Below are 22,946 nucleotides of genomic sequence, written 5' to 3'. Positions count from 1 at the left end.
GAACGCTTCGAGGGCGCGCGCCACGCAGTTCTCGCGCGGTCATAAGGCTGCGCGCCTTTCTTCGAGTCCTTTCCCATTCACTCCGCTGACAGGAGAGCCGACATGACCGGCAAGACACTTTACGATAAAATCTGGGACGCCCACATGGTCGGAGACACGACCGACGGCACCTCTCTTCTTTATATCGACCGCCACCTCGTTCATGAGGTCACGTCCCCGCAGGCCTTCGAAGGTCTGCGTATGGCGGGCCGCACCGTGCGCGCGCCGCAGCAGACCATCGCCGTGCCGGACCACAATGTGCCAACGACGGTGGACCGCGCCAAGGGCATCGAAAACGAAGAATCCCGCATCCAGGTCGAAGCGCTGGACAAGAACGCCAAGGAATTCGGGATCCACTACTACCCCGTCTCGGACGTGCGGCAGGGCATCGTTCACATCATCGGCCCCGAGCAGGGCTGGACCCTGCCGGGCATGACGGTCGTCTGCGGCGACAGCCACACCGCCACCCACGGCGCCTTCGGTGCGCTCGCCCACGGCATCGGCACGTCCGAGGTCGAGCATGTTCTGGCGACCCAGACGCTGATCCAGTCGAAGTCCAAGAACATGAAGGTCGAGATCACGGGCAAACTGTCGCCCGGTGTCACGGCCAAGGACATCGTTCTATCCATCATCGCCAAGACCGGCACCGCTGGCGGCACCGGCTATGTCATCGAATACATGGGCGAAGCGATCCGCGCCCTGTCGATGGAAGGCCGCATGACCATCTGCAACATGGCGATCGAAGGCGGCGCGCGGGCTGGTCTGATCGCGCCGGACCAGACCACGTTCGACTATGTCGAGGGCCGCCCCCACGCACCGAAGGGTGCCCAATGGGAAGCCGCGATGAGCTGGTGGAAGACGCTCTATTCGGACGACGACGCGCACTGGGACAAGGTCGTCACGCTAAAAGGTGAAGAGATCGAGCCGACCGTGACCTGGGGCACCTCGCCCGAGGATGCGCTGCCGATCAGCGCGGTCGTGCCCTCGCCCGACGATTTCACCGGCGGCAAGGTCGCCGCCGTCAAGCGCGCGCTGGAGTACATGGGGCTGGAAGCGGGCACGCCGCTGTCCGAGGTGAAGATCGACACCGTCTTCATCGGCTCCTGCACCAACGGCCGCATCGAAGACCTGCGCGCCGCTGCCGCGATCCTGAAGGGTCACAAGATCAAGGACGGGCTGCGCGCCATGGTCGTTCCGGGATCGGGCCTTGTCCGCGCTCAGGCCGAGGAAGAAGGCCTTGCCGATATCTTCAAGGACGCCGGTTTTGAATGGCGCATGGCGGGCTGTTCCATGTGCCTTGCCATGAACCCCGACCAGCTTGAGCCGGGCGAGCGCTGCGCCGCCACGTCCAATCGCAACTTCGAAGGCCGCCAGGGCCGCGGTGGCCGCACCCACCTGATGTCCCCCGCGATGGCAGCAGCCGCCGCGATCACGGGCCGTCTGACGGACGTGCGGGAACTAACCCAACCGGAAATGGCATAAGGAGCGAGCGCATGGAGAAGTTCACCAAGATCACCGGCGTTGCCGCGCCGCTACCGCTGATCAACATCGACACCGACATGATCATCCCCAAGCAGTTCCTGAAGACGATCGCGCGGACGGGGCTGGGCAAGAACCTGTTCGACGAGATGCGGTTCGACGATGACGGCAACGAGATCGAAAGCTTCGTGCTGAACCAGCCCGCCTATCGCGACGCTGAAATTCTTGTGGCAGGCGAGAACTTCGGCTGCGGCTCCAGCCGGGAGCACGCGCCGTGGGCCATCAAGGACTTCGGAATCCGCTGCGTCATCGCGCCCAGCTTTGCCGACATCTTCTTCAACAACTGCTTCAAGAACGGCATCCTACCCATCGCCCTGCCTCAAGAGCAGGTGGATATGCTGATGAAGGACGCCGAAAAGGGTGCCAACGCCCGCATGGAGGTCGATCTGGAAGCGCAGACGATCACGACCTCTGACGGTGAGGTCGTGACCTTCGACGTCGACGCGTTCCGCAAGCATTGCCTGCTGGAAGGTCTGGACGACATTGGCCTGACGCTGGAAAAAGCCGCCGCCATCGACAGCTTCGAAGCACAGGCCAGCCAAGCGCGCCCTTGGGTCTGATATCGGAACGGCCCGGCTTCGGTCGGGCCATTCCTTACCACGACGCCGCGATCCGAAGTCATAGCGCCGCTATGCCCCGATCCGTCTGGCGCATGCTTTTACGCCAAATACAATATCTTGCGTGTCGAACTTCACGTGCCGGATTCCTGTCGCGAGGATGATGCAATCCCGCACCAGTCTCTCCACGAAAACGCCCCACCTGCTGCGTTAAGGTTAACCCAACCTTGAACAGCCCGGCACAAAAGGGGCAGAAATTGGACAAGATTGAGGCAAGCCGCGCGCAGACGCGGTCACATAACGGAACAAGGGCCCGGCATCGTATCGGTCCCGTCCGGAACGAGGTATCGACGCGGTGATCGCTCGACTGACAGGCGCAATTCTGCGCGGGCTACTGGTAGCCGGGATGATCGCGACTCCGTCGCTTCTCCTGCCGACCGTGCCTGCCGAGACGGCTCAGATCGTCGCCTTTCTTGCGATTGCCGGGCTGATCCTGACCGCTTTCGAATACGGTGCCTCTTCCCCCTGCCTCTTCGAGTTCCGCGACGCCGCGCCGTTCAACCGCATCCGCTTCGGCGCGACGCTTCTGACATTGGTGCTGTTGTCACTGGTGTCGCGTCACGCCACCGACCCCACCGCATTGACGGCCCTGATCACATCCGTCGGATCGGTCGTGGGCAGCGCCATCGACTTCCCCATGTCGCCCGTTCGCCTTGCGGTCCTGATGCTGCCGGAAACGTCCACTGCCGCGGCCTACGACACTGTGCGCGCGTCCATCGGCATCTGCCTTCTGGTGTTCCTGTCGTCGCTGGCGCTCTTCGCCGTCGACCTGCATCGCGGCAGCTGGCCCCGTCGCGGGACGTTCAACGTATGGATCAATCTGCCGACCTTCGACCCGACGCGCGGCGGTGACGTGGTCACGCGCTTGGACCGTGACGGGCGAATCAACATTGGCTTGGGGATCGCCCTACCGGTCTTCCTTCCGATACTGATCGGAACCAATTCAAACCTGTTCGCAGGCGCGTCGCTGGACGATCCGCAAACGATCATCTGGGCCATCGCCATTTGGGGTGCGTTGCCTTTCTCGCTGGTGATGCGTGGCCTTGCGATGCAGAAAATCGCCGCGATGGTCAGCGTCAGCCGCCGTCAAAGCACCGTGGCCCAAGCCGGCCTGGTGCCGCTCTGATCTGCCGCGCTCTGGCGATGGTCGCGGCGCTCGCTACGCCCGCCGCCGCCGAGACTTTGCGCGTTGCCACCTTCCACACCGAATTATCCCGCGCCGGACCCGGCCTTCTGCTGCGCGACCTCGACCGGGGCGCGCCGGACGTGGACGCGGTGGTCGCCATGATCACGGAGGCCTCGCCCGATGTGATCGTCTTGCAGGACATTGACTACGACGCCGATGGCGCGGCGCTTGGGGTCTTGACCGAGCGGCTGGCGGACGCAGGCATCGACCTGCCCCACAGCTTTGCCGCGCGCCCCAACGCAGGCATGGCGACCGGCCTTGATCTGGACGGCGACGGCTATCGTGGCGATGCGCGTGATGCGCAGGGCTACGGGCAATATTCCGGAGACGGCGGGATGGCCGTGCTATCGCGGTTTCCCATCGGAGCGGTGACGGACCTGTCGCCTTTTCTGTGGCGTGATCTGCCGGAGGCGAACCCACCGTCGATGACAGAAGAGGTGGCCGCGATCCAGCGACTGTCTTCGGTCGCACATTGGATCGTCCCCGTGGAAACGCCCGGTGGCGCCCTGACGCTACTAACATGGCACGCAACTCCACCGGTCTTCGACGGCCCCGAAGATCGCAACGGACGCCGCGCGGACGATGAGGCCGCGCTGTGGCTACGTGTGTTGGACGGGGCTCTGGACATGGCCCCGCCTGAACGACGTTTCGTCGTGCTTGGCGTTGGCAACGTCGATCCCGTAGATGGGGAAGGTCGCCGCGAAGCAATCCGCGCCTTGCTGAACGATCCACGCCTGACGGACCCCGAACCGCGCAGCGAAGGCGCGCGCGCCGCCGCCGATGCGGACCACCTGGGCGATCCAGCTTTGGATACCAGCGACTACGACGGACCGGGCAACCTGCGCACCAGTTTCGTGCTGCCCTCTGCCGATCTGACCGTTCTTGATGCGGGCGTCCTGTGGCCGAACGACCTGTCCCGATTCGGCGCGCCGGAAAATCTCTCCCGGCACCGGCTTGTCTGGGTGGATATCGCACTGGATTGAGCGATCCTTGACCGACCTGCGCGGGGCCGCTACCTCGCGCTCAACCTTTATTCACAGGAGCCGCACCATGCCCAACCCGTCCCTTCTGATCCTGCCCGGAGACGGCATCGGCCCCGAAGTCATGGCCGAGGTGCGCAAGGTCATCGATTGGTTCGGCACGAACAAGAACCTCAGCTTCGACGTGACCGAGGACCTTGTCGGCGGCTGCGCCTACGACAAGCACGGCACGCCCCTGACGGACGAAACGATGGCGTTGGCCCAGAAGGTCGACGCCGTACTTCTGGGTGCCGTCGGCGGCCCGAAGTACGACGATCTGGATTTCAGCGTGAAGCCCGAGCGTGGCCTGCTGCGCCTGCGCAAGGAAATGGACCTGTTCGCCAACCTGCGGCCCGCCCAGTGCTTCGATGCGCTGTCGGACTTCTCTTCACTGAAGCAGGAAGTCGTCGCCGGTCTGGATATCATGATTATCCGCGAGCTGACCTCTGGCATCTACTTCGGAGAGCCCCGCGGCATCATGGACGACAACGAGGGCGGCCGCGTTGGCGTGAACACGCAGCGCTACACCACGAACGAGATTCGCCGCGTCGCGCGCTCGGCGTTCGAACTGGCCCGCAAGCGCGGCAACAAGGTCTGCTCGATGGAAAAGGCCAACGTCATGGAATCGGGCATTCTATGGCGCGAGGAAGTGCAATGGGTCCACGATAACGAGTATCAGGACGTCGAGCTGTCGCACATGTACGCCGACGCAGGCGCGATGCAGCTGGTGCGCTGGCCCAAGCAGTTCGACGTGATCGTCACCGACAACCTGTTCGGCGATCTGCTGTCCGACGCCGCCGCGATGCTGACCGGCTCGCTGGGTATGCTGCCGTCTGCATCGCTGGGTGCGCCGCAGGAAAACGGGCGCCCGAAGGCCCTGTATGAGCCTGTGCACGGATCTGCCCCCGACATTGCCGGTCAGGGCAAGGCCAATCCGATTGCCTGCATCCTCAGCTTCGCGATGGCGCTGCGCTACAGCTTCGACATGGGCGAGCACGCCGATCTGGTCGAAGGCGCGGTAGAGGCGGTGCTAGCGCAAGGCCTTCGCACCGCCGATCTGTTGGGTGACGAGGGCAAGCAGCCCGTCAGCACGTCCGACATGGGCGATGCCATCGTCGCGGCGATGGGCGGCAACTAGGTCCGCACGCCTTCCAACAGGATATCGTCGATGTCTTCGGGTCCATGCAGGACACTGACATCGCCGGTATCCTCCAGGATTACAGCTCGCACTTGGCTGAGTTGCAGGGCGTTCGCTTCGCGTAGTTTGCCGTAGACATCGGCGCGGGTCACACGACCTTTCCTCAAGTTGTGCTCAAGGAACTCGCCGTTCCGCATGAGCAACAGGGGATCGTTGCCAATCCAATCATGGAAGATGTCGTTCTCGACCCGAAAATAAGAAATAGTCCGCTGAACGACGAAAAGGGCAAGTAGCGCGCCAAAATTGATCCAGAACGTGCTGGCTTCGGTTGCCATGACCATACTGGCCAGAACCGAACCGAAGGCGATCGTGATGCCGAAGTCATAGCCGGCCATCTTCGAGAAGCTGCGCAATCCGTTCACTCTGGTGAACAGCACCATGCCCGCGACCGCAATGGCTGCGCGAAGCAGCAGATAGACGATTTCCATACTCAAACCTTTCCCTGTCGGATGCCAACCGCGTGCCGACACCCCGGTTCCCCTTGACCGGACCCGTAAAAATGCGATGTCCGAAACCATGTCACCCCGCCTGATCGGTCCTCTGCTGGCCCTCTTGTCGTTCGGCCTTTACGCTACGCATGACGCGGTGGTGAAACTGCTGGGCGGCAGCTATTCGCCGATCCAGATCGTGTTCTTTTCCGTTCTGTTCGCGTTCCCGCTGGCGACCCTGCTGCTGATGCAGGAGAAGTCCGCCGCCACGCTGCGCCCTGTGAACCCTGGCTGGGTCGCCCTGCGCACGGTCGCGGCAGTCGCTACGGGCGTCAGCGGGTTCTACGCGTTCACTGTCCTGCCGCTAGCTGAAGCTTACGCGCTGATTTTCGCCTCTCCATTGCTGATTACGGTGCTGTCGATCCCGATCCTGGGCGAAAGCGTCGGAAGGCACCGATGGGCTGCAGTCTTGGTTGGGCTGTTTGGCGTCATGGTGGTGTTGCGCCCCGGAGCGACCGCGTTGACGTTGGGCCATGCTGCGGCGCTGATGGCTGCGCTGGGCCACGCCACCGCGTCGGTGATCTCTCGCAAGATCGGCAACCAAGAGCGCGGTGTCGTGATGGTGCTCTACCCGATGATGGTGAACGTCGTGCTGATGGGCTGTCTGCTGCCGTCAGTCTACGTTCCGATGCCCTTGGTCGATCTGGGTCTGACGGCGGTGATCGCGGGGCTGGGATTCACCGCCGGTCTGATTATCATCACGGCCTTTCGGCAGTCCGACGCAGCCGTCGTCGCCCCCATGCACTACAGCCAGATCCTGTGGGCTGCGCTTTACGGTTGGCTTTTCTTCGACGAAACCGGAGACACCGCCACGTGGATCGGCGCGGGCATCATTATCGCGTCAGGCCTTTACGTCGTGCTGCGCGAGGCCGGTGGCGCATCGGAAAACAGCCCTGTCTTGAAAGCGCGCACCCGGCTGGAGACTGGAACCAGCCCGAGGATCGCTGCAGCGATCCGCGCGCGGGCGGCGCAGATGCCACCGGGCTATCAAGCCCTTGCCAATCGCGACAAACGGCAGTAGGCCGCGCGACACGGTCGGGCTGTAGCGCAGCCTGGTAGCGCACCTGCTTCGGGAGCAGGGGGTCGGAGGTTCGAATCCTCTCAGCCCGACCAGTATTCCTTACACTTCGGCTTGGTACAGCTTCACCCGCAGCCCCCCGTGGGCGATGGGCGCGCTTTCGGTCAGCTTCAGGCCAGTTGCCTTGGCCAAACCGCCGTCCGACGTCACGAGCGCGATGCGCCAACCGGAAAATCGCGTGCGCGCGACCTCTCCCAACGTGGAATAGAGGGCGAACAGCGGCTTACGATTGCCGATGCGCGCGCCGTAGGGCGGGTTGCAGATCAGCAAACCCGGCGGGCCGTCCGGGGCGTGTAGCTCGGACAGTGGTTGATTGGTGAACTGCGCTATCCCGTCGATCCCCGCGCGTTCGGCATTGGCCTTGGCACCACGGATGGCACCGGCATCGCGGTCGTAGCCGTGGAACATCGGCTTGGTCTCTTGCGGTGCGGTGGCGTCCTCTTCCGGCACCTCTACCCCTAAATGCCGGAACGCGAAGTCGCGGCTGCGGCCCGGCGCCAGACCCGCCGCCCACTCCGCCGCTTCCAGCACGAAGGTGCCGGACCCGCACATCGGGTCCACGACGGGCATCGCCCCGTCGTAGCCCGCCATCCGCAGCAGCAGAGCCGCCATCGTTTCCCGCAGCGGCGCTTTGCCGACCCATTCCTTGTGACCGCGCTTGTGCAGCCCTTCCCCGGACGTATCGACAGAGACCTGCACCAGATCGTCGAAGATGCGAACCTTCAACGCAATCGGGGCCTCGGCAGAGACCGTCAGGCCCGCCGCCTGCAAAGCGCCCTCGATCCGCTGGGTCGCGGCACCCGCGTGGTAGATCTTCGACTTGCGCGTGACGGTTTCGACACTGACAGGCACTGCCGCATCCAGCACCGACCAGTCCAGCTTGCGCGCTCGCTTGTCCAACTGGGCAAGGTGGAAGGCGCGGAACTCTGCAATCCGCACCAATACGCGGGTCGGCCCCCGCAGATCGCGGTTCGCGCGGGCCACAGTTGACCAGTCGCCCATAATCTCTACCCCGCCGGGCACCTGCAGCGCCGGGCCAAGACCCGCTTGCGTCACTTCGTCCGCCAAGGCGGGTTCCAGCCCCGGCGGAACGGCCAGGAATATGGGCAGGGGCGTGGTCATGGCATTCTCTGATAAGGTCGAAACGGCGTAGCGCGGGTACGGCAGAGCGTCCAGCGTCGCGCAATCGCTTGTGCCCGGCCCGCAACCCCCTAGATGACGCGGATGACCATACCCTCCACCGGCCCCATGCTTTTCCTGCGCGCCGCATCGCCCGACGGCATGCGCGTCGCTGCAACCTGTCTGCGTCCGCAAGATGCGGCCCCTCCGCGCTTTGCCACGGATCGCGATTTGAAGGCAGAGGCGCTGGTCACGCGCGCTGGTGCTACACTGTGGCGGGTGATGATGGATCTGCCGCTCGGTCGAGCGACCTATACCTGCGACGGCACCGAATATACCGTGGCCACCGACACGACCGGCGACATGACCATCGCCTTCGCGTCGTGCAACGGACAGGAGCGTGGCGATCTGGATCGACCGCCCGAGGACCGAAATTCCATGTGGGCGCATCTGGCAAAGCGATTAGACGATGAGACCATTCCGCTTCTGCTGAATGGTGGCGACCAGATCTATGCCGATGAGGTGACGCAGGCCCATTCCCTGTCCGAAGGCTGGCCCAAGAACGTTCCCCATAACCTGACTGGCTCGGAATGGTCCGACTTGCGGGACGCGTTGGCGAAGGCCTTCTTCGAGCGGTATGCCACGCAATGGGCTCAGGCGGGATTCGCCGATGTTGTCGCGCGGGTACCCAGCTTGTGCGTCTGGGATGACCACGACATCTGCGACGGCTGGGGATCGCTGCGCCGCCGCGCGCAGACCAGTGACGTAGCAAAGGTGCTCTATTCCGCCGCGCGCGAAGCCTACCTGCTGTTCCAGTTCGGCTGCACCCGGACCGAGCGGCCCGAGATTTGCCTGCAAGGATCAGAAGCCCTTAGCTGGCGTGTCGATCTGCCCGGCGTCACCATCGTCGCCCCGGACCTGCGCGCCACGCGCGACAAGCGCAAGATCATGTCGGACGACGCGTGGGCCGCCTTCCGCCCGGCGCTGCAGGATACGCAGAACCGCACCTTCGTGATTTCTTCCGTGCCCGCACTTGGCCCGCGCCTGTCGCTGGTCGAGCGGGCGATGAAGCTGACACCGCGAATGGAAGACTACGAAGACGACCTGCGCGACCAGTGGCAAAGCTATGCGCACCGCGCCGAATGGCAGAGATTCCTGTCTGCGTTGATGAAATTGCATGACGAAGGCGACCGGCGCGTCACCGTCTTGTCCGGCGAAATCCACCTTGCCATGCGCGCCACGATGAGGACGGACACCGGCCCGCTGCATCAACTCGTCGCCTCCGGCATTTCGCACCCCGCGCCCCGCGAGGCGCTGGCGACATGCCTCAGCCTTCTGGCCAAGCTGGGAGAAGCTCCGCTGAAGGGCCATCCCATCCGGCTGCACGGCCTGCCGGACAAGACCCGCCCCTACACCGCCGAACGCAACTACCTTCTGCTGCGCCGCACCGGGGAAAATTGGGACGCGCGTTGGCAGCTAGAAGACAGCGGCGAGACGAACGCCTTGCCGATCTAGGCGACGGCATGACGCAGCACGGAACAATGACTGGCCTGTGGGTTTGACGGGGTGAACGATCCATCAGGAGCCCCCCCCATGCAGATCACTCTTTCGATCAATGGCGAGCAAAAACCGCTCGACGTCGACCCCCGCACCACCCTGCTGGATGCGCTGCGCAATCACTTGGACATGACCGGCTCGAAGAAGGGCTGCGACCATGGCCAATGCGGTGCCTGCACGGTTCTGGTCAATGACCGCCGCATCAACGCCTGCCTCGCGCTGGCCGTGATGCACGAAGGCGACGAGATCACGACCATCGAAGGCATGGGCCAGCCCGGCAACCTGTCGCCGCTGCAAAAGTCTTTCGTCAAGCACGACGGCTACCAGTGCGGCTACTGCACCCCTGGCCAGATCGTGTCCGCCAAGGGCATGATCGGAGAGATCGAGGCCGGTTGGCCGTCCTACGTGTCGGACAGCCTGCAAGACGCCCCGACGCTGACGGGTGAGGAACTGAAAGAGCGGATGAGCGGCAACCTTTGTCGCTGTTCCGCCTATCAGGGCATCTGCAATGCCATCACAGAGGCTGCACCCGACGAAGGCCTGACGAAGAAGGAGGCCGCAGAATGAAGCCGTTTGATTACGTCCGCGCCGAAGACCACGCCGCCGCCCAATCGGGGCGCATCATCGCCGGGGGGACGAACCTTCTGGACCTGATGAAGCACCAGATCGAGACGCCGGAAAAGCTGGTCGACATCACCCGACTGGATATGACCGAGATCGAGGAAGCCGAGAACTCGGTGCGTATCGGTACACTGGTCACCAATTCCGACTTGGCCGCCCACCCTGTGATCCGCCGCGACTACGAGATGCTGTCTCGTGCCCTGCTTGCTGGTGCATCCGGCCAGTTGCGCAACAAGGCGTCCACCGGCGGCAACTTGCTGCAACGCACACGCTGCCCGTATTTCTACGACACCACGCAGGCTTGCAACAAACGCAATCCCGGCTCTGGCTGTCCCGCGAAAGACGGCGTGAACCGCATCCTCGCAATTCTGGGCACGTCGGAATCCTGCATCGCCACGCATCCGTCCGACATGGCCGTCGCCATGCGCGCCCTTGATGCGCGGGTCGAGGTCGAAGGCACGCAAGGCGAGACCAAGCTGCTGACGCTGGACGAGCTGTATCTTCTGCCCGGCGACACACCCGAAAAAGAGACAGTGCTGGAAGACGGCGATCTGATCGTCGCCGTTAATCTGCCCGAAAAGCCCAAGGGTCGGCAGGTTTACCGTAAGGTGCGTGACCGCTCATCCTACGCCTTCGCACTGGTCTCTGTTGCCGCCTCGCTGGAGATGGACGGCGATACGATCGGCGAAACGCGTCTGGCTTTCGGCGGCCTTGGCCCCCGGCCTTGGCGTGACAGCGCTGTCGAAGATGTGCTGGTCGGCGAAAAGCCGTCCGACGCGCTTTTCGACAAAGCCGCCGACGTCCTGCTCGCCGATGCCAAGGGCTCCGGCGACAACGATTTCAAGATTCCGCTCACCCGCCGCGTTCTGAAGGCGGTTTTGGGCGACCTGACGGGAGTGACCCAACAATGACCGAACAACTCAAGATGGATAAGGTGCAGCCGCACCTTCTGGATGAAACCGGCCAAGGCGCGATTACCAAGCCGATGGAGCGTCCCGAAGGGCCGCTGAAAGTGTCGGGCACCGCGACATATGCCGCAGAATACAACCTGCCGAACATGGCCGAGGGCTTCATGGTCCGCGCCGGGATCAGCAAAGGCACCTACACGATCGACGAGTCTTCGGTGAAGGGCATGCCGGGCTTTCTTGGCGTCTACACCGACAAGATGCCCCGCAATTCCGCGCAGGGCACCGCAGGCACCAACCCGATCCAGCCGGGCGACAAGATCTCTTACCTCGGCCAGCCCATCGCCGTCGTGGTCGCCGAAACGCTTGAACAAGCGCGCGACATCGCGAAGGCACTGAAGGTGGATTACACCACCGATGACGACGTGAAGGCCGTCTTCGAGGACGCCACGTTCGAAGAGCAGGATGGCACCGTCGACCAGGGTGATCTGGATCAGGCCATGTCGGACGCGGCGTTCAGCGTCGATGCGACCTTCACCACGGCGTCCCACAACTCGGCGGCGATGGAGCCCCATGCCGCTGTCGCGGAATGGGAGGGCGATAAGGTCACCGTCCGCGGCTCTTTGCAGATGTTGAACTACAACAAGCAGGAACTGGCCGATTCGCTGGGGATCGACGTGAAGAACGTCCGTCTGTTGGCCCCCTACATCGGCGGTGGTTTCGGCTCGAAACTGGGGATCGACGTGTCGTGCATCGCCGCAGCCGTCGCGGCCAAGCAGCTTGGCCGTCCGGTTCGCGTCGTTCTGCACCGCAACCACGTGTTCGAGATGATCGTCGAGCGCACCGAGACCAAGCAGCGCGTGCGTCTGGCCGCCGACAAGGACGGCACCCTGACCGGCATCGGTCACGACGATTGGCAGTCGAACCTGCCGGAAGAGGGGCTGGCAGAGCCGGTCTCTATCGCGACGCATTTTCTGTATGGCGGCGAGAACCGGAAGATCGCGCAGAACCTTGGCGTGTTGAACCGCCCCGCCAGTGGGTCCGTGCGTGCGCCCGGTGAAGCCGTGGGCATGCTCGCTTTGGAAAACGCGATGGATGAGTTGGCCGAGGCCGTCGGCATCGATCCCATCGAGTTGCGCATCAAGAACATCCCGGAGAAACATCCCGAAAACGGCAAGCCGTTCTCGTCCCGTGCGCTGGAAGACGCGTTGCGTCAGGGGGCCGACGCGTTCGGTTGGTCCGAGCGTAAGGAGCCGAAGCAACGGCGTGAGGGCGAATGGTATATCGGCATGGGCGTTGCTTCGTCCGCGCGGACGAATATCCTGATGGAAAGCCGCGCGCTGGTCACGTTGAACCCCGATGGCACGGCGCTTGTTCAAACGGACATGACCGATATCGGCACCGGCACCTACGCCATCCTTGGCCAGATCGCGGCAGAGATGCTGGGTATCCCGACCGAGAAGGTCACCGTCCAGCTCGGCGATACCGATTTGCCGGAAGGTCCCGGTTCGGGCGGTTCTTGGGGCGCGTCTTCTGCCGGGTCCGCCGTGTTCTTGGGTGCCAAGGGCATCCGAAAGAAGCTGGCGGACCGCTTGGGCTGTTCGGTGGATGATCTGCGCCTGCAGGACGGTGTCGCGACCGGTGGCAACAACCGCCGCCCGCTGGCCGAACTGATGGACGGCCCGATGGTCGAGGAAGGCCACCTGAAGCCGGGTGATACGGCCGAAGACTTCCACCAGGCTGGCTACGGTGCGCATTTCGCGGAAGTCGCGGTGAACAGCGTTACCGGAGAGGTACGCGTACGCCGTATGCTGGCCGCCATGGCCGCCGGTCGAATCCTAAATGAGAAGACCGCGCAGAGCCAAGTCTGGGGCGGTCAGATCTGGGGTATCGGCACCGCGCTGCACGAAGCGATCGAGCACGATCACCGCACCGGTCACGTCGTGAACAACGACTTGGCGGAATACCATATCCCGGTGAACCTGGATGTGGGTGACCTGGAGGTACTGTTCGTCGAAGAGCGTGACGACCACGCCAACCCGATGCAAACCAAGGGCATCGGCGAGTTGGGTCTGGCAGGTGCCGGCGCCGCGATCACCAACGCGATCTACAACGCGTGTGGCGTTCGAATCCGCGACTACCCGGCGACGCCGGATCGGATCTTCCCGCATCTGGATTAAGCCGGGCAGGTATTTTTAGAACGGTGAAGGGACCGGGATCGCGCAACAGCGGTTCCGGTCCCTTTTGTTTGCGGGCACACTGCGGGCGTACTGAACACGGAGGGCCCCATGGCCGACATCGCGATCCTTGGCATCTTCGCCGCCGACGTCGCTTTCCGCGCGTCGCGGCTGCCGATCATGGGAGAGACCTTGCTGGGGGATGGCTTCGCGCTGAACCCCGGCGGCAAGGGCTCGAACCAAGCAGTGGCTGCGGCCCGCGCGGGTGGATCTGTGGCGTTCTGCTCGAAAATCGGGACGGACACCTTCGGTGATATGGCGATGGCCACGTGGTCCGACGCAGGCGTCGGGTTTTCAGGGGATCGGGTTGCGGATCAGCCAACCGGGGCGGCGTTCATCTTTCTGGACAGCGCGACGGGCGATAACGCGATCATAGTGGCGCCGGGCGCGGCGGGTGCGATCTCTGCCGCCGATGTGGATCGCTGGGGCGATACGATCCGCGCCGCGCGCGTTTTTGTCTGTCAGCTGGAGCAACCGCTGGATGCCGCACAGCACGCGTTGCAGATCGCGCGAAAGGCTGGCGTGCGGACAATCCTGAACCCCGCCCCCGCCGCCGAATTGTCCGACGAGATGCTGGCGCTGTGCGATCTGGTCACGCCGAACGAAAGCGAAGCGGAGTTGCTGACCGGCATCACAGTCACCGGGCCGGACGATGCCGAACGCGCCGCGAAGGCCTTGATCGCGCGGGGAGTCGGTGCGGTCATCGTGACGCTGGGTGCTCAGGGCGCGCTGTTCCATGATGGCGCGCGCACGTTGCACGTGGCGGCGCGGAACGCGGGGCCGGTGGTCGAGACGACGGGTGCCGGAGATGCGTTCAACGGGGCGCTTGCGGTAGCATTGGCCGAGGGGCGAGACATGGACGCGGCCTTGACTTTCGCCAATGCCTGCGCCGCGATATCGGTGACCCGAGCGGGCGCGGCACCGTCTATGCCGGATCGGTCCGAGATCGACGCTTTACTTGACGACTAGCTTTTCCGTCCGCTCATCCGTGTCGAAGGTCGCCCAGGTGCGATCGGCGGGGGGCGGAGGCGTCGGGTCGGTATCTTCGCGGTGCAGGTTCACCTTGGCGATGAAATTCGCCGAGATCGGTGCCGTCACGAAGATAAACGCCATGACGAGAAGCTCGTGCAACGACCCCTCTCCGGTGGCGAAGGAGTGAATCATCGACGCCAGCAGGAAAGAACCCACCCCAAGCGTGCCCGCTTTCGTGGGCGCATGCAGACGCTTCATCGGCGTGTCCAGCCGCAACAGGCCGATAGAGCCGACGAAGACGAAGAACGCGCCGGACAGCAGGGCCACGACGACGGCGATTTCAGCGATCTGCATCATTCGATGATATCCCCGCGCAAGACGAACCGCGCGTAAGCGACCGTCGAGATGAAGCCCAGCATCGCGAAGATCAACGCGCCTTCGAAGTAAAGCTGCGTGCCACCCCAAATGCCCAGCAGGACAAGCAAGGCGATGGCGTTGATCGTCATCGTGTCGATGGCAAGGATGCGGTCGCCGATGGCAGGGCCTTTGATCAAGCGCACCATCGCCATGATCTGGGCCAGGCTTACGGCAACGAACGCGACGGCCAGTGCTGTATCCATCATTCGAAGATCTCCTTCAGGCGCCGTTCGTAGCGATGCTTGATGTCCTTCGCCTCTTGCTCGGGGTCTGCGGTGTCCAGCGCGTGCACCAGAAGGCAGCGCCCGGTGTCCGACAGGTCGGCCGAGACCGTGCCCGGCGTCAGCGTGATCGTCCCGGCCAGAAGGGTAATCGCCTCGGGAGACTTCAGGTCCAGCGGAACGACGACCCAGTGCGAGCGCATGTTGGCGTTCGACCGGAACAGGACGATGAAGGCGACCTTCACGTTGGCAACAAGGATATCCCAGATCACGAGGATCATGTAGGCCAGAAGCTTGAATGGCTTTGGCGTGCGCGGGCGGTCGGGCCAATAGGCATGCGTCGCAATTGGCACCACGACCCCCAGAACCAACCCCATGACCCAGGAATTGATGCCGAAACTGTTGGTCAACAGCACGTAGACCAGTACGAGAATCAGCGTCAGCATCGGGTGCGGGAAGACGGCAAGGAACAGACGTTTGATCATCAGTGCGCCTCCTCTTCCGTCTTGATCTCTTTGCCGGGCGTGCCCAGCACGGTCGAGATATAGGGCTGGGGCGACATCAGCTGCGCGGTGGTCGCGCGCAGATAGTCGGTCATCGGGCCTGCGAAGACCGTCATCGCGGCCAGCAGGGCCACGAAGCTGCCCGTCGCGATGACCGGCAGTATAGGTGGTGGGCCGACATCTTCGTGGATTTCGGCCGCGGCTTTCTTGGCTTCGGACTCGTCCTCGGTCGTCATCTCGACCTCGGAAGATTTCCAGAAGATTGTCGATCCCGCGCGGGCAAAACCGACGACGGCGATGAGCGAAGTGGCCAGCACCGTTGCCCAGACCCAGACAACCAGCGGTGACTCGTAACTGGCATCCAGGATCAGCAGCTTGCCGACGAAGCCAGACAGTGGCGGCAGGCCGGTCATCGCGATCGCGGCCAAGAAGAATAGCCCTGCGATATAGGCCGAGCCTGCGATGGGACGCGCCGCCTCGATCCGCGCGCCTTCGTCGCCGCGGCGGTTCTCGAACACGTCGACCAGCAGGAACAGCGCCGCCGTCGCGAAGGTGGAATGCGCGATATAATATAGCGCTGCCGTGATACCGTCCGCCGTCATCAAGGCGATGGCGATCATCACCATGCCCATCGACCCGATGACAGAGAACGCCACCAACCGATCCAACCTGCGCGCGGCCAGCACGCCGATCATGCCGATGGCCAGCGACAGGATCGCCAGCGGCAGCAGCCACGTGCTGTGCAATCCTTCGGTCAGTGCAAGATCGGACGGGAAGATCAGGGTGTAGACTCGGATGATCGCGTAGGCGCCCACTTTCGTCATGATCGCGAACAGGGCCGCCACGGGGCCGGGCGCGTTTGCATAGGCCGACGGCAGCCAGAAGTGCAGGGGCACAAGCGCGGCCTTCACCGCGAAGACCAGCAGCAGCAGGACAGAAGCGACGCGGATCGCCGCACTTCCGTCGGCGTCGATGGCCGCGACGCGCCCTGCAAGGTCCGCCATGTTCAGCGTTCCGGTCTCCGCGTAGATCGTGCCCAGCGCGAAAAGGAAAAGCGTCGAGCCGAGCAGGTTATACAGCACGTACTGCACGCCCGCCCGCAACCGAACGCGCCCGCCGGAGTGGATGACCAGGCCGTAGGACGCAATCAGCAGGATCTCGAAGAAGACGAATAGGTTGAACACGTCTCCGGTCAGGAACGCCCCCATGATCCCCATCAGCTGGAACTGGTAAAGCGCGTGGAAATGCCGTCCGCGCTGGTCCCAGTCGCCGCCGATGGCGTGCAAAAGAACCAGCGTGGCAAGGATCGCGGCCAGCAGCACCATGTAGGTGGACAGCCGGTCGGCCACGAGAACGATGCCGAAGGGGGCCTGCCAATCGCCCAGAAGGTAGACGCCGACCGATCCGTCCGAGGCATCCCACGCCAGCCCGGCGGCGATGAAAAGAAGCGTCACCGTTCCGGCCAGCGACAGGGTACGCTGCACGACGATATGATGCCGCGCGGCCAGAACGATCAATGCCGCCAGAAGACCGGGCAGCAGCACGGGCATAACGATCCAATGGCTCATTCCGCAGGCTCCCGGTCCGGGTCGGCTGGGGAGTTCACGTGGTCATCCTCTGCATGCAAATAGGCGCCCATCGCCACGACCACCAGAACAGCGGTCATCCCAAAGGAAATCACGATGGCCGTCAGAACCAGCGCCTGTGGCAGCGGGTCGGTGTATTGCGTCACGCCGTCCTGCAGGATCGGCGGCTGGTTCAACACCAACCGTCCGCTGGCGAACAGAAACACGTTCACCGCGTAGGTCAGCAAAGAGATGCCAAGGATCACCGGGAAGGTGCGCAGGCGCATGGTCAGATACAGGCCCGATGTGGTCAGGACCCCGATGGCGGACGCGACGAGCAGTTCCATCAGCTGTCCTCCTCTTCCTGTTCGTCTCGACTTGGGTCGATGTCCATCGCGTGCTCGCTGTCTTTCTGGTCTCTTCGTCGGGCAAGGCGGGCGAAGCTTTCTAGGCTCAGCATCACCGCACCCAGTACCGCGAGGAACACGCCCAGATCGAAGCCGATGGCGCTGGCGACCTCGAACTCATGCAGGGGCGGGATCGTCAGGTAGGTGAAGGACGACGTCAGGAACGGATGGCCCGTGAACCACGCGCCGATCCCGGTCAGACCCGCCACCAGAACGCCCGCGCCGATAATGCCGTGGTAGGGATACCGTTGACGTTCGGCGGCCCAGTAGAAGCCCGAAGCCATGTATTGCATCAACACCGCGATGGCGACGACCAGTCCGGCGATGAAGCCACCGCCCGGCAGGTTGTGACCGCGCAGAAAGATAAACACGCCGACGACCAGCACCACCGGCATCATCACCCGCGTCAGTACCACCATCATCAGCGGATGCATGTCGCCGGCCAGCGGCATGTCCGACGCGCGGTGCAGCAGCTTGCCGCGCACCTGCCCCAGAAGCGCCTGCGTCAGCGCGAAGATGACCACGGCGGCAATGCCCAGCACGATGATCTCTCCGAAGGTATCGAAGCCCCGGAAATCCACGAGGATCACGTTGACGACGTTCGTGCCACCGCCGCCCTTGTAACTGTTGTCCAGATGATACTGGCTGATCGACTGCTCGACGAAATCACCCAGCATCAAGTGATAGCTCAGCCCAGCCGTCAGCAGACCGCCGATAATCGCGATACCACCGTCGCGTAGACGGCGGAACATGCTCGATTCGACGGGCGTATCCTTGGGCAGGAAGTTCAGCGCCAGAAGCAGCAGGATGATCGTCACGACCTCGACAGAGATCTGCGTCATCGCAAGGTCAGGCGCAGAGAACAGGGCGAAGCCCACCGACACCATTAACCCGACGATCCCCATCAGAATCAGGGCGAACAACCGATTGCGATGGAAGAAGACCAGTCCCAAGGCGGCCGCGACCAGCATCAACCAGCCCGCAGCAGCCACCGGTCCGATGGGAAGTGGTGCTCGCGCGGCGGGAGCCACGGTCCCGGTCAGCCAGCCATGCCCCGCAAGCGCCAGCACGGCGACGGCGAAGATCGCAGCGAAGCGCGTGAACGCGCCGTCGTGCAGCGGATCAGAGATGCCCCGCGCCAGCGCCACGAAAGCGGCGATGATCCGGTCGAAGATCGACTTGGCGAAAGGCACCGGCAGGACGCTCCACAGCTTCTCGAACGGTGTGAACAGCAAAACAAGCAGCAGGCCCCCGCCGACCGCGATGATCGAGGCGTAAAGCGCTGGCGTCAGACCGTGCCACAGCTTCAGGTGCAGGTCTTCGGGGATCGCACCCGCGCTGCCCAGCACGGCCTCGGACACGAAGAACACGCCGGGTTCGGCCACCCACGGCAGGATACCGACCAGCAGAACGAAGATGCACAGGAACGCGGGCGGGCCCCACATTCCAACGCTTGGGTCATGGGGATGGTCGGGATAATCGTCGCGCTTGGGTCCAAGGAAGGTGTGGCCCAAAAAGCGGAACGAATAGGCGGCCGAGAAAAGCGCGCCGAAGGTCGCTATGCCAAGGACCAGATAGTAGATATCGAAGATCTGGGTATGCGCCGCCTCTTCCAGCATCATCTCTTTCGAGACGAAGCCGTTGAACAGCGGGATCCCCGCCATCGACAGGGACGCGACCGCGGCGATCACGAAAGTGACAGGCATCAACACCCGCAATCCGCCCAACCGCTTGATGTCACGCGTATGTGCCCCGTGATCGACGATCCCCGCGACCATGAACAGCGCCGCCTTGAACGTCGCGTGGTTGAAGATGTGGAAGACGGCGGCAACGGCTCCGAAAGACGTGCCGGTCCCCAGAAGGAACATGATCAGGCCAAGGTGGCTAATCGTGGAAAACGCCAACAGCGCCTTCAGGTCATCCTTGAACACCGCGACAACCGCGCCGATCACCATCGTGATCAGGCCCGCGCCTGCGACCAGCCAGAAGTAAATCTCGGTTCCCGACAGCACGGGCCACAATCGCGCGACAAGAAAGATGCCCGCCTTCACCATGGTGGCAGAGTGCAGATAGGCCGACACCGGCGTGGGTGCGGCCATAGCGTGCGGCAGCCAGAAGTGGAACGGGAACTGCGCGGATTTCGTGAAGCAGCCCAGCAGGATCAGCAACAGCGCGGGCACGTAGAGCGGCGAGGCCTGGATCGCCTCTCGGTTCTCCAGGATGACCGACAGATCATAACTGCCCACGATGCGGCCCAGCAGAAGCATTCCGCCGATCAGGGCCAGACCGCCCATGCCGGTCACGGTCAGTGCCATCCGCGCGCCCTGTCGCCCGTCGGCGGTGTGCTTCCAGTAGCCGATCAGCAGGAACGACGACAGGGACGTCAGCTCCCAGAAGATCAACAAAACCAATACGTTGTCCGACAGCACGATACCTACCATCGCGCCTTGAAACAGCAGCAGGTAGGTGAAGAATTCTCCCATATCGTCGTTTCGCGACAGGTAGTAGCGCGCGTAGATGATGACGAGGCAGCCGATCCCCAGGATCAACGTCGCAAAGAACAGGCCCAGCGGATCCAGCATCAGCGACAGGTTCAGCCCCAGATCGGGCAACCAGTCCACGCGCGCCATCACCGTCTCGCCACCCAGCACCGTTGGCGCCTGACTGATCAGACCGACCAACGCCGTGAGAGTGACGCCCAGTGTCGTCAACGCACAGGTGCCGCGCCCCGCCCGCGACATCAAAGCGGGAAGCAAAGCGCCCAGGAAAGGGACAAGCACGATCAGGATCAGCGACATCGGACCTCACGCGTAGAATTGTTGCCATTCATCAAGCGATTTAGCCCAAGGCTCAAGTGCAAACGGCTGTGAATGGGTCGCGCAGCGTGCTGACTTCGTCCGGCACTGTCCTAATTCGCCGAACATGATCATCGTGCCCCGATCCTTCAAACTTGCGTTGGCCGTCGTTTCGTTCGCGATAACGCTTGCAGCACCGGCCACGGCGCAGGGTGTCATGGAAACGCTCGACGCGCGCTTCCCGGCTTTCGCCGACGTGGTGCGGCAAGCCGGTCTGGACCGCGATGCAGAACTGGCAGGCATGGTCCTGGCCCCGACCGATGCCGCTGTCGCAGCATTCGACCCGAACCTTGATGACGCACCGGACGCTTTGGATGCCGTCGTCCAGTTGCACCTGATCCCCGGCCGCCCGCTCGACGCGGCGTCCCTGCCCCGCGAGCTGACCGCCCAGAACGGCGCGACGATCACGGTCGCGGCGGGCGGTGGCGTCACGTTCACCGGCCCCTCCGGAACCACGGCGCAGCTGGTGGTGCCGAACCTTGATGGCGGGCTGGCCACCATCCACGGCATCGACGCCGTCCTTCGGCCCGACGATCTGGACGCGCTGCTGGCACAGGGAACGGACGGCACCGAGGCGACACCGGCGGTGGAAGAGCGCCCGGACACGCCGGACATCCCTGAAGACCCGACCGAGGTCGCGGAGCAGATAGACGACGATCAGGTCAGGGTCGCGGGAACTGAGCCGTCGGAGGCCACTGAGCAAACCAGCCCTCAATCGACCTCTGACGCCGAAAACGCCGACACCGCGGTCGAAGATATCTTGGAAACAGACAGCGGCCCCTCCCCGGTGGACGAAGCCGCAATCGAAGCACCGCCCGAAGCGGAAGAGGCCCAGCCCGGCCCGCCGCGTGGCGCGTCGCTGGACCCGACGCCCACAACACCGCCGGGCCGGATCATATCGCTGCCGCCGCGTACAGTTTCCGGCGGGATGGATATCGATCTGAGTGACATGCAGACCGACGATAGCCTGAACCTTGCGACGCTGCCCGGTCGCCCCGTCCGCTCTGCCGACGGCACCGACCTTGGCCGCGCGATAACGATTTTGCTGACACTCGGGGATCCCCTGACCGGGCGGCTGATCTACCGCACGCCTGATGGCGCGACACGCAGCGCAGCGTTGGACCGGGTGTCCGACGCGGGCGATGGGGCCGCGCTGATCGTTCGGGAAGGAACTGACGATGGCCGATGAGATTACCGGCGATGCGACCCACGAAGGTGATGGCGGCTGGCCGTGGTGGATCTTCGGCATCCTTGGCCTGATCGTGCTGGGGCCGGGCGTCGGGGCCTACTTTTTCCTGACCTCTGGGGGAGAGGCCGAAGCTGCCGAACCGCCACCGCCGCCCCTTGTCACCGCCGCCAAAGTCGAACGCGCGGATCGAGTGTATATCCGGCAAACGGGCTTCGTGCGTCCGCTGGCCGAAGTGACGGTCGCGGCGCAGATTGCAGGCCGCATCGAAACGGTCGCCGACAGCTTTCAGCGTGGACAGATGGTCGACGCCGGCACCGTGCTGATCACACTTGAAACGCAGCGTCTTGAAGCCTCTGTCAGCCGAGCGGAGGCGCAGGTTGCGCAGGCGCAAGCCGCCCTTGCGGCAGCCGAACTGGATCGCGACCGTCAATCGCAGTTGGAAGACGACAACTTCGCCTCAGAAGCCGCTCTGCAAGATGCCATCGTCGCCGTTGCCAATCAGCAGGCCCAACTGGCCAGCGCGCAGGCCGACCTTATCGATGCGCAGAACCAGTTGGAGGACGCCACCATAGAAGCCCCCTTCGATGCGCTGGTGACCGCAGCCGGGGCCGACGTCGGCGATCTGGCGACTGCGGGAATGGAGCTGGGCACCTTGGTCGCTCGTGCCGCCGTTGAGGTCGAACTGGGACTGACGCCGCGCGACATAGCTCTGCTGGGCACGCCCGAACTGGCCCTGGGTGGCCGCGTTCTTCTGCGCGGCACCGGGCAGGCGGCGGTGGGCGATACGGACCGCCCGGTGATCGCCATCGGCGTGGTCGACGCTATCGGCCCCGAAATCTCGGAGAATACCCGCACCGTGCCGTTGCTGGTGCAGGTGCCCGACCCGTTCAGCATGGAGCGCGACGGCCGTCCCTTGCGCGTGGGCGAACTGGTCGAATTGGAGTTGCCCATCGACGTATCGCGCCGCACCGCGCTGCGGCTTCCGGCACAGGCGTTGAAAGGCGATAACCGCATCTGGGAAGTCCGCGACGGAGCCTTGGTCGGCCACGAGGTGACTGTCTTGACCCGGCAGGACGACAGCGTCGTCGTCGAAGCGGCAGACCTGTCCTCTGATGCGCTAGTGCTGACGTCGGAAATCGCAGCCGCCGTCGACGGCACGGAAGTGCGGCTGGAGCGCAACCGCGACGATTCCGGCGAAAACGGGGAAAACTAGG

21 protein-coding genes and 1 tRNA gene are annotated in these 22,946 nt (G+C 63.8%); 14 read left to right on the top strand and 8 right to left on the bottom strand.

Translation table 11 applies throughout. The features are described from left to right. The first annotated feature begins 102 nt into the window (after positions 1–102). The 5 genes from leuC (at position 103) to leuB (ending at position 5,538) form a co-directional block, all read left to right on the top strand. Entirely contained in the window at positions 103–1,521 is a 1,419-nt protein-coding gene (gene leuC, locus FIU81_RS00380; RefSeq protein ID WP_124109982.1) for a 3-isopropylmalate dehydratase large subunit, read from the top strand. 11 nt (positions 1,522–1,532) lie between these two features. Next, complete coding sequence (leuD, locus tag FIU81_RS00375; protein ID WP_124109983.1) at positions 1,533–2,138, top strand: 3-isopropylmalate dehydratase small subunit; 606 nt, start codon at positions 1,533–1,535, stop codon at positions 2,136–2,138. Between the two features lie 352 nt (positions 2,139–2,490). Next, positions 2,491–3,321: a hypothetical protein gene (locus FIU81_RS00370; protein ID WP_124109984.1), complete on the top strand. Its 831-nt coding sequence runs from the start codon at positions 2,491–2,493 to the stop codon at positions 3,319–3,321. Positions 3,322–3,338: 17 nt separating this feature from the next. Next, entirely contained in the window at positions 3,339–4,364 is a 1,026-nt protein-coding gene (locus tag FIU81_RS00365; protein ID WP_124109985.1) for an endonuclease/exonuclease/phosphatase family protein, read from the top strand. A gap of 67 nt (positions 4,365–4,431) precedes the next feature. Further along, positions 4,432–5,538 (top strand): 3-isopropylmalate dehydrogenase, encoded by a 1,107-nt coding sequence (gene leuB, locus FIU81_RS00360; RefSeq protein WP_124109986.1) that lies wholly within the window; start codon positions 4,432–4,434, stop codon positions 5,536–5,538. Here the strand turns inward: leuB and FIU81_RS00355 are convergent. Then, complete coding sequence (locus FIU81_RS00355) at positions 5,535–6,116, bottom strand: DUF421 domain-containing protein (RefSeq protein WP_216644261.1); 582 nt, start codon at positions 6,114–6,116, stop codon at positions 5,535–5,537. The genes leuB and FIU81_RS00355 overlap by 4 nt on opposite strands. Here FIU81_RS00355 and FIU81_RS00350 point away from each other — a divergent pair. Both FIU81_RS00350 and FIU81_RS00345 read left to right on the top strand, forming a co-directional pair. Further along, positions 6,115–7,107 (top strand): DMT family transporter, encoded by a 993-nt coding sequence (locus tag FIU81_RS00350; protein WP_124109987.1) that lies wholly within the window; start codon positions 6,115–6,117, stop codon positions 7,105–7,107. The two genes, FIU81_RS00355 and FIU81_RS00350, sit on opposite strands and share 2 nt — an antisense overlap. A gap of 15 nt (positions 7,108–7,122) precedes the next feature. Continuing rightward, positions 7,123–7,199, top strand: a tRNA-Pro gene (locus FIU81_RS00345). Positions 7,200–7,206: 7 nt separating this feature from the next. Here the strand turns inward: FIU81_RS00345 and FIU81_RS00340 are convergent. Next, the gene (locus tag FIU81_RS00340; RefSeq protein ID WP_124109988.1) at positions 7,207–8,286 is read right to left on the bottom strand and encodes a THUMP domain-containing class I SAM-dependent RNA methyltransferase; all 1,080 of its coding nucleotides are present in this window, start codon (positions 8,284–8,286) and stop codon (positions 7,207–7,209) included. Positions 8,287–8,388: 102 nt separating this feature from the next. Between FIU81_RS00340 and FIU81_RS00335 the strand changes: the two genes are divergently transcribed. From FIU81_RS00335 to rbsK, 5 genes are all read left to right on the top strand, one after another. Continuing rightward, positions 8,389–9,798 (top strand): alkaline phosphatase D family protein, encoded by a 1,410-nt coding sequence (locus FIU81_RS00335; protein WP_254695952.1) that lies wholly within the window; start codon positions 8,389–8,391, stop codon positions 9,796–9,798. A 78-nt stretch (positions 9,799–9,876) separates the two neighbouring features. Continuing rightward, on the top strand, positions 9,877–10,407 hold the full coding sequence (locus FIU81_RS00330) for a 2Fe-2S iron-sulfur cluster-binding protein (RefSeq protein WP_124109990.1): 531 nt from the start codon (positions 9,877–9,879) through the stop codon (positions 10,405–10,407). Next, complete coding sequence (locus FIU81_RS00325) at positions 10,404–11,372, top strand: FAD binding domain-containing protein (protein WP_124109991.1); 969 nt, start codon at positions 10,404–10,406, stop codon at positions 11,370–11,372. The genes FIU81_RS00330 and FIU81_RS00325 overlap by 4 nt, the downstream gene beginning before the upstream one ends. After that, a complete protein-coding gene (locus tag FIU81_RS00320) occupies positions 11,369–13,546 on the top strand; it encodes a xanthine dehydrogenase family protein molybdopterin-binding subunit (protein ID WP_124109992.1) in 2,178 nt (725 codons plus the stop codon). Before FIU81_RS00325 ends, FIU81_RS00320 begins: the two co-directional genes overlap by 4 nt. 108 nt (positions 13,547–13,654) lie before the next feature. Further along, positions 13,655–14,572 carry a ribokinase gene (rbsK, locus tag FIU81_RS00315; RefSeq protein ID WP_124109993.1) on the top strand — a complete coding sequence of 306 codons (918 nt, stop codon included), beginning with the start codon at positions 13,655–13,657 and terminating at the stop codon, positions 14,570–14,572. On the opposite strand, the gene FIU81_RS00310 is transcribed toward rbsK, so the two are convergent. From FIU81_RS00310 to FIU81_RS00285, 6 genes are read right to left on the bottom strand one after another with little or no spacing between them, the layout of a single operon-like run. Further along, a complete protein-coding gene (locus FIU81_RS00310) occupies positions 14,558–14,929 on the bottom strand; it encodes a Na+/H+ antiporter subunit G (protein WP_124110739.1) in 372 nt (123 codons plus the stop codon). The genes rbsK and FIU81_RS00310 overlap by 15 nt on opposite strands. Then, positions 14,929–15,198, bottom strand: a complete 270-nt coding sequence (locus tag FIU81_RS00305; RefSeq protein WP_124109994.1) for a K+/H+ antiporter subunit F — start codon at positions 15,196–15,198, stop codon at positions 14,929–14,931. Before FIU81_RS00305 ends, FIU81_RS00310 begins: the two co-directional genes overlap by 1 nt. Next, complete coding sequence (locus FIU81_RS00300; protein WP_124109995.1) at positions 15,195–15,698, bottom strand: Na+/H+ antiporter subunit E; 504 nt, start codon at positions 15,696–15,698, stop codon at positions 15,195–15,197. The genes FIU81_RS00305 and FIU81_RS00300 overlap by 4 nt, the downstream gene beginning before the upstream one ends. After that, the gene (locus FIU81_RS00295) at positions 15,698–17,284 is read right to left on the bottom strand and encodes a monovalent cation/H+ antiporter subunit D (protein ID WP_124109996.1); all 1,587 of its coding nucleotides are present in this window, start codon (positions 17,282–17,284) and stop codon (positions 15,698–15,700) included. Before FIU81_RS00295 ends, FIU81_RS00300 begins: the two co-directional genes overlap by 1 nt. After that, positions 17,281–17,628, bottom strand: coding sequence for a Na+/H+ antiporter subunit C (locus FIU81_RS00290; RefSeq protein WP_124109997.1), 348 nt, complete (start codon positions 17,626–17,628; stop codon positions 17,281–17,283). The genes FIU81_RS00295 and FIU81_RS00290 overlap by 4 nt, the downstream gene beginning before the upstream one ends. Beyond that, positions 17,628–20,486, bottom strand: coding sequence for a monovalent cation/H+ antiporter subunit A (locus FIU81_RS00285; protein ID WP_124109998.1), 2,859 nt, complete (start codon positions 20,484–20,486; stop codon positions 17,628–17,630). The genes FIU81_RS00290 and FIU81_RS00285 overlap by 1 nt, the downstream gene beginning before the upstream one ends. Positions 20,487–20,610: 124 nt before the next feature. Here FIU81_RS00285 and FIU81_RS00280 point away from each other — a divergent pair, with 124 nt between their 5' ends. Then, complete coding sequence (locus tag FIU81_RS00280; RefSeq protein ID WP_124109999.1) at positions 20,611–21,732, top strand: fasciclin domain-containing protein; 1,122 nt, start codon at positions 20,611–20,613, stop codon at positions 21,730–21,732. Next, positions 21,722–22,945: an efflux RND transporter periplasmic adaptor subunit gene (locus FIU81_RS00275; RefSeq protein WP_124110000.1), complete on the top strand. Its 1,224-nt coding sequence runs from the start codon at positions 21,722–21,724 to the stop codon at positions 22,943–22,945. Before FIU81_RS00280 ends, FIU81_RS00275 begins: the two co-directional genes overlap by 11 nt. Position 22,946: the final 1 nt, after the last annotated feature.

The sequence above is a fragment of the Palleronia sp. THAF1 genome, from assembly GCF_009363795.1.
Lineage (GTDB): Bacteria > Pseudomonadota > Alphaproteobacteria > Rhodobacterales > Rhodobacteraceae > Palleronia.
The sequence above is the reverse complement of the archived record's forward strand: the minus strand, read 5'-3'. Positions and strand labels throughout refer to the sequence as shown.